12 protein-coding genes, 5 pseudogenes and 1 other annotated feature are annotated in these 13,744 nt (G+C 41.6%); of the genes and pseudogenes, 16 read left to right on the plus strand and 1 reads right to left on the minus strand.

Annotated elements, in window-relative coordinates:
* Positions 1 to 512: 512 nt before the first annotated feature.
* From JCM19033_RS17835 to rsmI, 13 genes and pseudogenes are all read left to right on the plus strand, one after another.
* On the plus strand, positions 513 to 719 hold the full coding sequence (locus JCM19033_RS17835; protein WP_054637325.1) for a sigma factor G inhibitor Gin: 207 nt from the start codon (positions 513 to 515) through the stop codon (positions 717 to 719).
* 70 nt (positions 720 to 789) lie between these two features.
* On the plus strand, positions 790 to 1,482 hold the full coding sequence (locus JCM19033_RS17840) for an aminotransferase class I/II-fold pyridoxal phosphate-dependent enzyme (RefSeq protein ID WP_054637326.1): 693 nt from the start codon (positions 790 to 792) through the stop codon (positions 1,480 to 1,482).
* 2 nt (positions 1,483 to 1,484) lie between these two features.
* Positions 1,485 to 1,643 (plus strand): annotated as a pseudogene (locus JCM19033_RS28420) (arginine decarboxylase); the annotation flags it as partial.
* A gap of 54 nt (positions 1,644 to 1,697) precedes the next feature.
* A complete protein-coding gene (locus JCM19033_RS26470; RefSeq protein ID WP_269758361.1) occupies positions 1,698 to 2,063 on the plus strand; it encodes a hypothetical protein in 366 nt (121 codons plus the stop codon).
* Entirely contained in the window at positions 2,033 to 2,236 is a 204-nt protein-coding gene (locus tag JCM19033_RS17850; protein ID WP_054637328.1) for a hypothetical protein, read from the plus strand. The genes JCM19033_RS26470 and JCM19033_RS17850 overlap by 31 nt, the downstream gene beginning before the upstream one ends.
* Before the next feature lie 5 nt (positions 2,237 to 2,241).
* The gene (gene tmk, locus JCM19033_RS17855; protein ID WP_054637329.1) at positions 2,242 to 2,880 is read left to right on the plus strand and encodes a dTMP kinase; all 639 of its coding nucleotides are present in this window, start codon (positions 2,242 to 2,244) and stop codon (positions 2,878 to 2,880) included.
* A gap of 165 nt (positions 2,881 to 3,045) precedes the next feature.
* Positions 3,046 to 3,375 carry a cyclic-di-AMP receptor gene (locus tag JCM19033_RS17860; protein WP_054637330.1) on the plus strand — a complete coding sequence of 110 codons (330 nt, stop codon included), beginning with the start codon at positions 3,046 to 3,048 and terminating at the stop codon, positions 3,373 to 3,375.
* 15 nt (positions 3,376 to 3,390) lie between these two features.
* The gene (gene holB / locus JCM19033_RS17865; protein ID WP_054637331.1) at positions 3,391 to 4,374 is read left to right on the plus strand and encodes a DNA polymerase III subunit delta'; all 984 of its coding nucleotides are present in this window, start codon (positions 3,391 to 3,393) and stop codon (positions 4,372 to 4,374) included.
* 1 nt (position 4,375) lies between these two features.
* Entirely contained in the window at positions 4,376 to 5,191 is an 816-nt protein-coding gene (locus JCM19033_RS17870) for a stage 0 sporulation family protein (RefSeq protein ID WP_054637332.1), read from the plus strand.
* A 28-nt stretch (positions 5,192 to 5,219) separates the two neighbouring features.
* Positions 5,220 to 5,569: pseudogene (yabA, locus tag JCM19033_RS17875) on the plus strand (DNA replication initiation control protein YabA).
* Positions 5,570 to 5,656: 87 nt separating this feature from the next.
* A pseudogene (locus JCM19033_RS17880) lies at positions 5,657 to 6,396 on the plus strand (tRNA1(Val) (adenine(37)-N6)-methyltransferase).
* Positions 6,383 to 6,646, plus strand: a complete 264-nt coding sequence (locus JCM19033_RS17885; protein WP_054637333.1) for a GIY-YIG nuclease family protein — start codon at positions 6,383 to 6,385, stop codon at positions 6,644 to 6,646. Before JCM19033_RS17880 ends, JCM19033_RS17885 begins: the two are co-directional and overlap by 14 nt.
* A pseudogene (rsmI, locus tag JCM19033_RS17890) lies at positions 6,643 to 7,516 on the plus strand (16S rRNA (cytidine(1402)-2'-O)-methyltransferase). The gene JCM19033_RS17885 and the pseudogene rsmI overlap by 4 nt, the downstream one beginning before the upstream one ends.
* 132 nt (positions 7,517 to 7,648) lie before the next feature.
* Here rsmI and JCM19033_RS17895 read toward each other — a convergent pair.
* The gene (locus JCM19033_RS17895; protein ID WP_054637334.1) at positions 7,649 to 7,942 is read right to left on the minus strand and encodes an AbrB/MazE/SpoVT family DNA-binding domain-containing protein; all 294 of its coding nucleotides are present in this window, start codon (positions 7,940 to 7,942) and stop codon (positions 7,649 to 7,651) included.
* Positions 7,943 to 8,338: 396 nt separating this feature from the next.
* Positions 8,339 to 8,597 (plus strand) — a binding site (T-box leader).
* Positions 8,598 to 8,755: 158 nt separating this feature from the next.
* On the opposite strand from JCM19033_RS17895, the pseudogene metG reads away from it, so the two are divergent.
* From metG to JCM19033_RS17910, 3 genes and pseudogenes are all read left to right on the plus strand, one after another.
* Positions 8,756 to 10,726 (plus strand): annotated as a pseudogene (metG, locus tag JCM19033_RS17900) (methionine--tRNA ligase).
* A 145-nt stretch (positions 10,727 to 10,871) separates the two neighbouring features.
* Positions 10,872 to 11,639 carry a TatD family hydrolase gene (locus JCM19033_RS17905; RefSeq protein ID WP_054637335.1) on the plus strand — a complete coding sequence of 256 codons (768 nt, stop codon included), beginning with the start codon at positions 10,872 to 10,874 and terminating at the stop codon, positions 11,637 to 11,639.
* A 295-nt stretch (positions 11,640 to 11,934) separates the two neighbouring features.
* Positions 11,935 to 13,221 carry a G5 and 3D domain-containing protein gene (locus JCM19033_RS17910; protein WP_054637336.1) on the plus strand — a complete coding sequence of 429 codons (1,287 nt, stop codon included), beginning with the start codon at positions 11,935 to 11,937 and terminating at the stop codon, positions 13,219 to 13,221.
* Positions 13,222 to 13,744 lie beyond the last annotated feature (523 nt).

Consider the following 13,744-nt stretch of genomic DNA (forward strand, 5'->3'; position numbering starts at 1 on the left):
AGGCAAAATCTGAAAGCACCCATGTTATGGGTGCTTTTTTTCATGTCTACCAAAGAAACAATCTCCTGGGAGCACTCAAAGCTGTACACCTATTTTTTGAAGGCTCTGTTGCTGTCCACTGTTGATCAGATAAAAGAGCAGATGGATTCGGGGATAGCATGTGATGCGAAGAATCTCTGCCCGGTGCTTATGTCAAGGAAGCTCAGGCCATGCTCGAGGCATAGAAAATATTGTGAATGCGAATGAAATGAAGCACGGATGGATGTGTCACTTGTACCATGGGGGGTGCAATCGAGCTTTTTTCACAAAAATCAACAACAAATGTAACAATGTTTGTTTCTCGGTGTCTTGGGAGAAGAAACGTCCCACTCGCTTTTTCCTTATGACCATAAGGAAAAAATAGGCACATTCCTTGTTGTTGACGCGTATGCTACTAGAAGAACAAGTGAAATCGTGACGACTTTGTATAAGAAGCAAAAAAGTGGCCATCCTATGTGTAAGGGGTGAAAACTATGAAACCGAGAAATGAAAGCGATTCTAGTGTAACTGAATTATGTTTAATATGTGAAAGAAAAAAAGAAAAAGGGATTCATATTGTAACAGCTTTTATTTGCTCAGAGTGTGAGCAGGATATTGTTCAGGCGACCACAGAGGATCCAAATTACCGCTTTTATATTGAAAGACTTAGAGAGATAAAGACTAACAAGCTGACTTCCTGAAGAGAAGGGCTTGTCTTTTTTTTAAAAGAATATATGGTTAAGGAATGAATGTAAAAAAGGATTGTAAACGATGAATAATCAGTATAAACGTCCTCTATATGACAAAGTTGCAGCTTTTGCAGGCAGCTCTCCTCTTTCTTTTCATGTTCCAGGACACAAGAATGGAGTTGTATTTCCCACCTTTTCCAAGGAACACTTTTCCTCTCTGTTGCCTTTTGATCTCACAGAACTTGAGGGATTAGATGACCTTCATGAACCCGAGGGGGTCATAGGGGAAGCACAGGATCTTGCAGCAGATTTATACGGAACGTTATCAACTTTCTTTTTAGTGGGCGGCTCGACTGCTGGGAACCTTGCTATGATCATGTCTGCTTTTCAAGAAGGAGATAAAGTAGCTGTCCAAAGAGATGCTCATAAGTCAGTCATTAACGGCCTCAGGCTTGCTAAGGTCGAGCCTGTATTTATATCGCCGATTTATGACAATAAGACAGGACTTTCACTTGGAGTAACGATCGAAAGAATAAAGGAAGCTTTTCAATTATATAAAGGAATCAAAGGGATTGTATTAACATCTCCTACTTACTACGGGTGGGCTGCTCCTCTGCACAACATTATTGAGTATGTTCATGAGCAGGAAGGAGTAGTGTTAGTAGATGAGGCTCATGGTGCACATTTTGTTTATGGAGAACCTTTTCCCATACAAGCATTGGATCAGGGGCTGATATGGTTGTTCAATCTGCCCATAAAACATTACCGGCTATGACAATGGGCGCATTTTTACATGTGAAAAGAAGCTCCAGGCTTTTGAAAAAAGCAAAGGAGTATACTGGAATGCTTCAATCAAGCAGTCCATCTTATCCCATTATGATGTCACTGGATATGGCAAGAAGCTATCTGGCTCTCTTAACCAAAGAAGACAAACAGAAGATAAAAAACTCTCTTCTTTCTTTTCGACAAGAACTCCAGCAAATAGAAGAATTGGATATCGTGTTTCCTCCTCCTGGCATAAAGGATGATCTTCTAAAATGCACTCTCAAGGCGCCTTTCTCCCAAACAGGATGGGTTTTTCAATCTTTTTTGCAAAAAGAGGGGGTCTACCCAGAACTAGCTGACCACCGGCATGTTTTATTGGTTCTGCCTCTATCGAGTGATTTCCCCTGGGACATAGCAGCAGAAAAAATAAGAAAAGCAGTGAAAAAAATGGCTGTTTACAAAGAGATACAGTCATCCAGGAGAGTTTGGTCCTTCCCGTTTCCTCCTATTACAAGGCTATCTTTTCCGATAAAGGAACTTGAAAACAAAGGCATCATTTCATGTCCCTTGAGGAGGCAGAAGGAGAAATAGCTGCAGAGGACATGATTCCCTATCCTCCTGGTGTACCTTTGCTGTTAAAGGGTGAGAAAATTGACCGTCCCCGGTTGGATGCGTTAAGTGCCTGGCTTAAGGAAGGTGGAAGAATTCAGGGAGGAACAAAAGAGACAGATAAGTGTATGACTCTACGAATATATAAAGGATGACGAAAATGAAAAAGAATGGTTTATTCGTGACATTTGAAGGCGGCGAAGGTGCTGGAAAGACAACGGTGATAGAAGCTTATTATGAGAAATTAATAGAATCGGGATACCATGTAATTAAAACGAGAGAGCCCGGGGGAATAGATATTGCTGAACAAATCCGTCATATTATACTGACGCCCCAAAACACGGCAATGGAAGGCAGGACAGAAGCATTGCTGTATGCTGCTGCAAGAAGACAGCATTTAGTGGAGAAGGTTATTCCTGCCCTTAAACAAGGCGGGATTGTTCTTTGTGATAGATTCATTGACAGCAGCCTGGCTTATCAAGGATACGCTAGAAACATAGGAATAGAGGAAGTCCTGGCTATCAATGAATTTGCAATTGATCAGTACATGCCTGACTTGACCATTTACCTGGACATTGAGCCTCAGGCAGGAATGAGGAGAATCCAAAAGAACAACAGCCGCGAGGTTAATCGATTAGATATGGAAAAAATTGAGTTTCATGACCAAGTGCGGGAGGCTTATCACAAATTATTAGAGAGATTCCCCGAACGAATACATAAGGTTGATGCAAACAGGGAGATAGAAAACGTTCTCGATGAGGTAAAACAAATCATTTCTCCTGCCTTACCAAACTTGTAAGCCGCAGCCTGCTTCTTTTAAAAAAAGGATTTTCATTGTAAGAGCAATCCAGTAAGATAACAGTAAAGAGTTCTCCCTTCCATGCTCTCCCTATTACGACCCTGGCGCTATCCAAGATTGGGAGAGCAGCTGAAACGGGAGATTATTACGAAGGAAGGGGTTAATATGAAACTTATTATTGCCGTGATTCAAGATAAGGACAGTAACCGTTTGTCTAATGCTCTGGTGGAGAATAATTTTCAAGCCACGAAATTAGCTAGTACAGGCGGGTTTTTAAAAGCAGGCAATACAACGTTTCTGATCGGGGTGAAGGACGAAGAGGTGGAAGACGTTCTTGGGATTATTCAAGGGAACTGTAAAGCAAGAGAACAGCTGGTAGCTCCTGTTTCACCAATGGGAGGCAATGCTGATTCTTATGTGCCTTACCCTGTAGAAGTGCAAGTGGGCGGGGCAACAGTGTTTATTATGCCTGTAGAACAATTTGAAAAGTTTTAATGATAGAGGGATCATATGGATTGGGAGACAATGAAAAAACAACAGCCAACGGTCTTTCAAATGCTTGAACGAAGCTTTGAAAAAAATCGGCTGGCTCATGCCTATATATTTGAAGGAACCAGAGGTGCAGGGAAAAAGGAAACAGCCATTCTCCTTGCCCAGCGGATGTTTTGTAGTAAACATCATAGAACGGTGCCTTGTGGCTCATGCAAAGACTGCACACGGATAAGACATGGAAATCATCCTGATGTTCTTCTAGTGGAGCCGGATGGGAAGTCAATAAAAAAAGGACAAGTAGAACAGCTTCAAAAAGAATTTGGATATAAAGGAATGGAGTCTTCTACAAAGGTTTATATCGTCAATGACTCTGATAAAATGACAGCAAGTGCTGCCAATAGCCTCTTAAAGTTTCTAGAGGAACCAGAAGGGGAAACGCTGGCAATTCTGCTTACTGAAAATATCCATTTTTTACTTGAAACGGTTATTTCTAGGTCGCAGGTTCTCACCTTTGCACCACCTTCTTATGAAAGGAAAGCAAAACTGCTTGTATCCGAAGGCATCGGCGAAAGTGTCGCACCGCTTCTTGCCAGACTTCCAGACCACCTCCTAGAAAGGTATAACGAGGACAAAGAGTGGATTGTACAAGGAAGAAGTCTAGTGATACAATTGACGGAAGAGGCGTTAAATAGGCCTCATCAAATGCTCTTAACGCTGCAGGATAAGTGGCTTGCCCATTTTAAGGATAGAGAAGAGCTGGATGCGGGGTTAGATTTGCTTCTCTTCTGGTACCGGGATCTTCTTACTGTACGACATGAGGAAACAGGTCTGGCTTTTCCAGAACAGCGGGATCAATTGAAGGCAGAAGCCTTTCAACGGACAGAACTGGAGGTTACCAGTCAGTTACAGGCTGTACTGGAAGCGAAGCGGCAGCTGCAAGCCAATGTTAACCCACAGCTCTTAATGGAGCGTTTACTGCTCCGTTTACAGGAGGGATTGTAACTTGCATCAAGTGGTAGGAGTACGATTTAAAAAAGCAGGGAAAATATATTATTTTTCACCTGGTGACTTAGCTATAGAAGAAGGACAATGGGTGATTGTTGAGACAGCCCGTGGCATAGAATATGGGAAAGTCGTTTTGGGAACAAAAGAAGTAGGAGAAGACGATGTTGTGCTCCCATTGAAGAAAGTGATTCGACTGGCCACAGAAAAAGACAATCAGAATGTGGCTGAAAACATGCAGCTTGCAAAAAAGGCTTATGATGTTTGCGTTAGCAAAATTAATGAACATAAGCTGGATATGAAGCTGGTGGAAGTAGAGTATACGTTTGACCGAAATAAGGTATTATTCTACTTTACTGCGGACGGGCGTATTGATTTCAGGGAACTCGTCAAGGATCTTGCTTCTATTTTCCGGACAAGGATTGAGTTACGTCAGATTGGTGTACGTGATGAAGCGAAAATGCTCGGTGGCGTAGGGCCGTGCGGACGTATACTTTGCTGTTCAACTTTCCTGGGTGATTTTGAGCCAGTCTCAATCAAGATGGCAAAAGATCAAAACTTATCTTTAAATCCGGCAAAAATATCTGGTTTGTGCGGTCGTTTAATGTGCTGTCTAAAATACGAAAATGACACATATGAAACAGCCAAGAAGGAATTACCTGATGTAGGCCAGCAAATTAAAACACCGGATGGAAAAGGAAAAGTCATTGGTTTAAATATCTTAGAAAGAGTAATCCAAGTATCTCTCAGTGACCCGGACCGGGTTCTTGAATACTCCCTGGAAGAAATAATGGATGAAGGCTCCTTGACGAGCTAAGGCGAAAGGATGGCGAGGTGGGAAAAAAGTGAACAAAAAAGAAATTTTCTCCCAGGTCATTCATATGGAAGAGAGAATAGGAGCTCTGCACGATGAGTTAGGAGAATTAAAAGAGCAGCTTGTCATGTTAATAGAGGAAAACCAGGCTCTCATGCTTGAAAACAAGCACTTGCGAAAGAGGCTTGACAATAAGGAAGAAGAAGCAGAGAAGAAAGAGACTGAAAAACCAACTCCCCACCTTAAAGCGAATCCTGGAGAAGGATATGATAATCTCGCCCGCCTTTACCATGAAGGTTCCATATCTGCAACCTCCATTACGGAAGCTTGCGGGTAGATGGAGATTGTCTCTTTTGCCTATCCTTTTTAAATCAAAAATAATGAAGAGGCCTTTCCATGATGGAAAGGCCTTTTTTCAGGAATCATTTACTTATAAAAGAAAAAAGGTAAAAGAAAGGAGAAGAAGGAATGAAAGAGGTAAAAGAGGGAGAACGGCTTGATTACATTAATAAAGGAAGGCTTCAAATTATTCAAAGCCCTTCGGTATTTTCTTTTTCCATTGATGCAGTGTTGCTGGCCCGTTTTGCTCAGTACCGCGAACAAAAGGAAATATCATAGATTTTTGCTCTGGAAATGGCATCATCCCCCTTGTACTTACAGAAAGAAGTCAGGTACCTATCCTTGGCGTGGAAATCCAGCCGCTGCTGTGTGATATGGCTCGAAGAAGTGTGCAAATCAATAAAAAAGAAAAGCAAGTGACAATTAAGCAAGGAGATATCATTACAGTGGCGAAGGAAGCAGGGTCTGCTAAATTTGACTTGGTGACGTGCAACCCTCCTTATTTTGCTACAAAAGGGGAGAAAGAATATAATGAAAATCCACACCTTGCTATTGCCCGCCATGAAATATACTGCAGTCTGGAAGAAGTCATTCACGCATGCAGCCAAGTTGTAAAGCAAAAAGGTAAGGTGGCAATGGTGCATCGTCCAGAGCGGCTTTCAGAGATGATAACGCTTTTTGAGAAGCATCGAATAGCACCAAAAAGAGTGAAGTTTATTCACCCAAAGAAAGACAGAGATGCAAACATCGTTCTTCTCGAAGGAATAAAAGACGGAAAGCCAGGGATGGCCTGCCTTCCTCCTCTGTTTGTTTATGATGAAAAAGGAAGCTATACAAAGGAGTTTCAAAATTATTATGAAGGAAAATAAGCACTTTGTGTACATCTTAAAGTGCGGGGATGGCACTTATTACACCGGTTACACTACAGATGTGCAAAAAAGGCTGATCACACATGAGATGGGAAAGGGAGCGAAATATACAAGGGGAAGAGCACCTCTTTCCCTTGTGTATGAAAGTTCTTTTTCCACAAAGTCAGAAGCTCTGAAAGCTGAACGAGCAATAAAAAAACTAACTAAAGCCCAGAAGAAAAACTTAATTGATTCGGGGGAAAGTAAATGAACCAGCAAAAAAGCTATCATACAGCTGAGGCCGATAAAGGCCACTTATATCTTGTGCCGACACCCATAGGGAACCTGGAAGACATGACTTTCCGGGCAGTTCGTATCCTTCAGGAAGCAGATGTGATTTTAGCTGAAGATACAAGGCAGACGAGAAAGCTTTGTACTCACTTTGAAATTCCCGGCCCGCTTGACAGCTATCATGAACATAATAAAGAACAAAAGGAAGAAAAAGTGCTGGGCTACTTAAAAGAAGGGAAAACAGTAGCCTTGGTCAGTGATGCTGGCACTCCACTCGTTTCAGATCCAGGACAGGAGCTTGTATCTTCCTGTGTTCGTGCGGGTTTCTCTGTGATTCCTCTTCCTGGCGCAAATGCTGCTGTCACTGCCCTTATTGCATCAGGGTTAGCAGGAGGTCCCTTTTACTTTTATGGCTTTTTGCAAGAAAAAACAAAGAGAAGGCAGAAATCCTGGATAAACTTTCCTATGTAGACGGCCCGGTTATTTTTTACGAATCCCCATACCGAATTGGTAAAACGGTTGAAGATATTGAAAAGCAGTGGGAGATAGAGAAGCAGCTCTTGCCAGAGAGTTAACTAAGCGGCATGAAGAAATTTTCCGTGGAACCCTTACTACCATCAGGGAAGCTTTAGAAAAAGAGCCAGTCAAAGGAGAATGCTGTCTCATTGTTCAGGGGACTGGAAAAGCTCCGGTTGAAGAACAGGCGTGGTGGCAGGCTCTGGATCCTGCTGAGCATGTGAAGAGCTACATCAAGGAAGGGATGTCTTCAAAAGAGGCGATAAAGCAGGCTGCAAAGGATAGAGAGGTTCCAAAGCGTGAAGTCTACTCGGCTTTTCACGAGTTGGATTAAAAGGGGATAGTGAAAACAAAGACTCTATGCCACAATAAAAAAGGCAAAGCCTGATGAGGCTTTGCCTTTTTTTCTCTATCTATAAGAAATACATTTTTAAGTGTAAGCTTGTTATCTCTTTATCTATAAAGCTTATGCGTTTGTTTTGTGCTTATCGACGTATGACTGAAGATCCTTAATTACTTCTTCTGCGCCTTCAGGGCTTAAGATAATCTTTCCGTCCGCAATGGATACGTTGTCATCAGATACTTCACCAGTAACCTGACAAGTCATGTTAGGCTTGTACTTTTTCAGTACAATGCGGTCATGATCTACATAGATTTCAAGAGCGTCTTTTTCTGCAATATCTAACGTACGACGCAATTCAATAGGAATAACTACACGGCCAAGCTCATCAACCTTACGTACAATACCAGTAGATTTCATTAATAAATCCTCCTTATATTTTCATAGCTTTGTAGGAAGAGTCAATATTCGACAATTTTCTCTTTCTTCTTTCTAAATATACCAATCTTTAGAAAAGACGTCAATTATTATGCATAAAAAAATATTGAAGAAATTTGAAGAAATTGAAAATATATAGGAAAAATAGAAAAATAGTTTTTTATAAAGGCGTTTTATGTAAAAAGTGTTCCTTTGTTAATACAAACTAGCAAACTATGATTAATAATTTTCGACAAAATGCACCGAAACCAAAAATCAACGGATACAAAAAATGGAAATTACAAATAATTCTTCCTATCCTTTTCAAGGAAGCTTGACACATGTTCTTCTCCTTCGATATAGTTTTTTTAAAAGACAGGAAATATGGAAACCATAGATGTAAATCCGATGAAGGGTAGAGTATGCGAAGAAGCTTCTCACAGAGAGCCGGAAAAGGTGAGAACCGGTGAGGCAGAACCGCAGAAAATGGGCCAAGAGGAGTTCTTTCGAGTTGAAAGCCAACAAGGGTGAAACGTCTCCAGCGTTATATGGAACACTGCAAATATGTCTGGCAGCAGAGCAGTGAGAAGAGACCTTTGTTTCACATGAAACAAAGAAATTTGGGTGGTACCACGTGAGCGAAGCTTTCGTCCCTTAGCAGGATGAAGGCTTTTTTATGTCTTTTTAGAGAAAAGAAAGCATCTCTTTGTTTAGACTCTCGCCTTTTAACAAAGATGTAAGATTGGAAGGTGAGAGGAATGAAGCAGGCAGATGAAAAGAACATCAAATATCAAAATACATGAAGGAGGAAATAAAATGGCAAAGCAAAAAGAAACCTTCTATATTACAACTCCTATTTATTATCCAAGTGACAAGCTTCATATTGGTCATGCTTATACGACTGTAGCCGGAGACGCCATGGCAAGATACAAGCGTCTTCGTGGATATGATGTGCGTTATTTAACGGGAACCGATGAACATGGTCAAAAGATTGAAAGGAAAGCTGAAGAAAAAAGGCCAAAGTCCACAGGAATTTGTTGATGAGATTGTCAGTGGCATTCAAAATCTATGGGATAAACTTGATATTTCCTATGATGATTTTATCCGAACGACCGAGGACCGTCATAAAAAGGTAGTTCAAAAGATCTTTGAGCAGCTAAAAGAGCAGGGAGACATTTATCTTGACCACTATGAGGCTGGTACTGTACGCCCTGTGAATCCTTTTATACAGAACACCAGCTGGAAGATGGGAAATGTCCGGATTGCGGGAGAGCTGTAGAAAAAGTAAGGGAAGAGTCTTACTTCTTTAGAATGAGCAAGTACGCTGACCGGCTCCTTGAGTTTTATGAGAAAAACCCTCAGTTTATACAGCCGGAAACAAGAAAAAATGAGATGATTAACAACTTTATTAAACCGGGACTTGAAGATTTGGCTGTATCACGAACGGCATTTTCATGGGGAGTTTCTGTAAAAAGCGACCCTAAGCATGTCGTGTACGTATGGATTGATGCGTTGTCTAACTATATCACAGCATTAGGATACGGAACAGATCAGCCTGATTTATATGAGAAATACTGGCCGGCAGACGTTCACTTAGTTGGAAAGGAGATCGTACGCTTTCACACTATTTACTGGCCGATCATGTTAATGGCTTTGGATCTGCCGCTGCCAAAGAAAGTGTTTGGCCATGGCTGGCTGCTTATGAAAGACGGAAAAATGTCGAAATCAAAGGGAAACGTCGTAGACCCTGTCCCATTAATTGACCGCTACGGCCTGGATGCCCTTCGTTATTATCTTCTCCGTGAAGTGCCATTTGGATCCGACGGAGTCTTTACTCCGGAAAGCTTCGTAGATCGGTTGAACTATGACCTGGCCAATGACCTTGGAAATTTACTAAACCGAACTGTAGCTATGATTAATAAGTATCTAGGAGGCTCCTTACCAGCGTACTTAAAGGACGGCACTTCTTTTGATAACTCATTGGTGGAGTTGGTAAATGCCACAGTTACAAAAGTCGAGAAAGCAATGGAAGACATGGAGTTTTCTGTGGCTCTTACAGCTATTTGGCAGCTCGTGAGCAGGACAAACAAATACATTGATGAAACACAGCCCTGGATTCTGGCAAAAGATGAGGGAGAAAAAGAACAGCTTGGCGCGGTGATGTACCATCTTGCTGAATCCCTGCGGTATATTTCCATTCTTATTCAGCCATTCATGACAGAAACACCAGGGAAGATATGGAAGCAGCTGGGGATTTCAAATGAGTTAACTGAGTGGGAAACAATGAAGGAATTTGGAAAGATACCGGAAGGGACTACCGTCGTAAAAAAAGGAACGCCTCTCTTCCCTCGTCTTGATGTAAAAGAAGAAACCGCTAATATTATTCGCGATATGGGCGGAGTAGTAAAAACAAATGAAGAAGAGAACAGTGAAAGGAAAGACCCAGAAGAAAACGCACAAGATACTGAAATTACCATAGAGGATTTCTCTAAAGTAGATTTACGAGTAGCAGAAGTGCTGAAAGCAGAGCCAGTTAAAAAAGCAGACAAGCTGTTAAAAATCCAGCTGGATTTAGGTTACGAGAAACGACAGGTTGTCTCTGGCATTGCAAAATATTATACGCCTGAAGAGCTCGTCGGCAAAAAAGTGATCTGTGTGGTGAATTTAAAGCCTGTAAAACTTCGCGGCGAAATGTCACAAGGCATGATTCTTGCCGGATCAGAAGGAAAGCAGCTTACCTTGGCAACCATTGATGACAGTCTTCCAAACGGAGCGAAAGTGAATTAATTTAGTGAGAGAAGTCCGGCTTAAGCCGGACTTTTTTATCAATGGTACTACATGGGCTTACACACGATTCTTGAAGAAAAGCCCAGGGCTTATGTATAGTACAAAGATAGTAGAAGCTGAACAAAAGAGCTGAGGAGGATTCATAATGTTGTTTGATACACATGTTCATTTAAATGCAGATCAATTTGAAGAGGATGTGGAACAAGTCATTGAAAAAGCGCGGGGCGAAGGAGTTCGTTTAATGAATGTGGTCGGGTTTGACCGCAAAACAATCAAAGGAGCTCTGTCCCTGGCTGACAAATACGATTTTATTTATGCTTCTGTAGGCTGGCATCCCGTTGATGCGATAGATATGACAGAAGATGACTTGAAATGGTTAGAGGAGCTTTCTGAACATCCTAAAGTCGTAGCATTAGGAGAAATGGGGCTCGATTACCATTGGGATAAATCACCAAAGGAGGTCCAAAAAGAGGTCTTTAGAAAGCAAATACGACTTGCAAAGAAAGTAAACCTTCCAATCGTCATTCATGATCGAGATGCACATCAGGATATAGTAGATATTCTCAAGGAAGAAAAAGCAGAAGAAGTAGGAGGAATCATGCACTGCTTTGGGGGAAGTTTAGAGATCGCCCGAGAGTGCTTAAAAATGAATTTTCATATCTCCTTTGGAGGGCCGGTGACTTTTAAAAATGCTAAAAGGCCAAAGGAAGTAGCAAAGGAAATTCCCATGGATAAGCTTCTTGTTGAAACGGACTGTCCATTTCTTGCTCCGCACCCATACAGAGGAAAAAGAAATGAGCCTGCTTACGTGAAGCTTGTTGCCGAGAAAATTGCTGAGCTGAAAGAACTTTCTCTGGAAGAAGTAGCGGAGCAAACGACAAGCAATGCAAAAAAACTTTTCAACATTAACTAAGTAATTTTGATAGCGGATCTTGTACATTCTCCTCCAAACGTGAGTTTTTTTCTTTAGGAATCCTTACAAATGCTGAATTAGTCGATAAATATTTCTTCTCCTTTTCCCCTGTTTTTTGCATAATGTCAACATATGCCAGCGCTTCTTTTATTGACATAAGGAGGGGAAGAAGCTAACTTCTGATCTTGTATAGAACAGTACGTTTATACATGGCAGCGAAAGGGAGACCCTACGTCTCTTTATATATTTGTAAACCTTATGGAAAAGAGCACGCTAGTTAGGAGGAGAAGAAAATATGGACCTTAAGCAGAGACTCATGCCTTTAACAATGAGCATGAGAAAGAAGCTGATGGCCTTATTTGCTTTCATGCTGATAATTTTTATTTCTACATATGGGATATATGAAATGGCAAAGTCTTCAGTGACTATTGTGGTTGATGAAATGGAAGAAATAACAGCAGCCACTCATGCCCAAACGGTAGAAGAATTGTTCAGGGAGCAAGGGTTGCAAGTGAAAGATGCTGATGATGTAAGCCCTGACCTTACCTCTCCGATAGAAAACAATATGTCGGTTGAATGGACAAGGGCTGTACAAGTTGAAGTAATGATAGGGGATGACTTTGACGAGGTTTGGACGACAGCACGAACAGTTGAAGATTTAACATCAGAATTGGAAGTAGAAGTAAATAAACACGACTATATTAGTCATGACCTTGACCAGACTGTGGAAGAAGGATTAGCACTGAGGTACGAACAAGCTTTTCCAGTAAGTGTAATTGTCGATGGTCAAGAAAAAGAGCTTTATACCACTTCGACTACTGTCGCTGATTTTTTACAGGAAGCTGAGGTTATCCTTGAGGAAGACGACCGGGTAAAACCGGAACTCAAGGAAAAGCTTACGAATGAAACAGAAATTCAAGTGACCAGGGTAGAAAAAATCACCGATGTAGTGGAAGAGGAGATAGATTTTAAAACTGTGACTTCCAAGGATGACAGTCTGGAAAGCGGAGAGGAAAGAGTAAGCGAAAAAGGAGAAAAAGGACTTCTTGAAAAGAAGTATGAAGTGGTTCTTGAAGATGGAGAAGAGGTATCAAGGAAACTTGTAAAAGAAGAAAAAGTGAAAGAAAAGAAGGACAGGCTGGTCACAATAGGCAGCAAGCCATCAACGTCTGGGCAAAGCAACAAGCAGACACAATCAGCACCTGAACAAGACAGCTCTCCTTCCCCTACGAACAGCACTTCTTCAGCACAGAGCAGCTCTGGTCCGGAACATGAGCAGGATTCACAGGAAGAAGAAACTGTTACGATGGAAGCAACTGCTTATACAGCGGACTGTAAAGGGTGCAGTGGAAAGACGGCTACAGGAATTGACTTAAATAATAATCCAGATAAAAAGGTGGTAGCGGTCGACCCCGATGTGATCCCACTTGGAAGTGAAGTACATGTGGAGGGCTATGGGAGGGCTGTGGCTGGTGACACAGGAGGAGCTATCCAGGGAAATCGTATTGATCTTCATGTGCCTACCACTTCTGATGCCACTAGCTTTGGCCGCAAAACGGTAGAAGTTACAATCATTGATTAAACGAACGGGAGCCTTCAGCCAAGTTGATTTTAGTTCCCTGCAGATGAATGCCTGTAAATTGCAGCTGGATAAGAAATAGCTGAAGTGGACGCAGTGAATGGTCTTTGTTCATGTGACTTCCAAAGACAGTCGTCAAACTGTTTCGTGCACATCATTGAGTGCGTTACTGGAACCATGGGGTAAGATCTTAAAAAGGTTGGGTAACTTGTCATATATAAGCCATTCCCCTCTTATATCCGGCAAGGCTTAATGATTTTTCTTCGCCATAAAGGTGCAAATTTCGAAAGTGATGTAGAAACTGGAATAATACGACCATGTTGAGTACGATTCAAACAGGATTCTCCTTTGGTGATGGGTTGTTGTTGGACCTCCCTCATCATAGCGGAGAGTCCTTTTTTTGCTGAACTGTTATTCCTAATAGAAATAAGAATGCAATGGCACTAGGAAATGACAATTTTCCAATAGGATGAATGTTGACCGGCCATGGTTGGAGTTGAAGGGAAGGTTGAACGGAGAACGTACT

The organism is Thalassobacillus sp. C254, from assembly GCF_001310615.1.

Coding starts and splice junctions, on each gene's coding strand:
- JCM19033_RS17835 (WP_054637325.1), top strand. CDS start 513: ATGAAACCGAGAAATGAAAGCGATTCTAGTGTAACTGAATTATGTTTA.
- JCM19033_RS17840 (WP_054637326.1), top strand. CDS start 790: ATGAATAATCAGTATAAACGTCCTCTATATGACAAAGTTGCAGCTTTT.
- JCM19033_RS17850 (WP_054637328.1), top strand. CDS start 2,033: ATGTCCCTTGAGGAGGCAGAAGGAGAAATAGCTGCAGAGGACATGATT.
- tmk (WP_054637329.1), top strand. CDS start 2,242: ATGAAAAAGAATGGTTTATTCGTGACATTTGAAGGCGGCGAAGGTGCT.
- JCM19033_RS17860 (WP_054637330.1), top strand. CDS start 3,046: ATGAAACTTATTATTGCCGTGATTCAAGATAAGGACAGTAACCGTTTG.
- holB (WP_054637331.1), top strand. CDS start 3,391: ATGGATTGGGAGACAATGAAAAAACAACAGCCAACGGTCTTTCAAATG.
- JCM19033_RS17885 (WP_054637333.1), top strand. CDS start 6,383: ATGAAGGAAAATAAGCACTTTGTGTACATCTTAAAGTGCGGGGATGGC.
- JCM19033_RS17895 (WP_054637334.1), bottom strand. CDS start 7,942: ATGAAATCTACTGGTATTGTACGTAAGGTTGATGAGCTTGGCCGTGTA.
- JCM19033_RS17905 (WP_054637335.1), top strand. CDS start 10,872: ATGTTGTTTGATACACATGTTCATTTAAATGCAGATCAATTTGAAGAG.
- JCM19033_RS17910 (WP_054637336.1), top strand. CDS start 11,935: ATGGACCTTAAGCAGAGACTCATGCCTTTAACAATGAGCATGAGAAAG.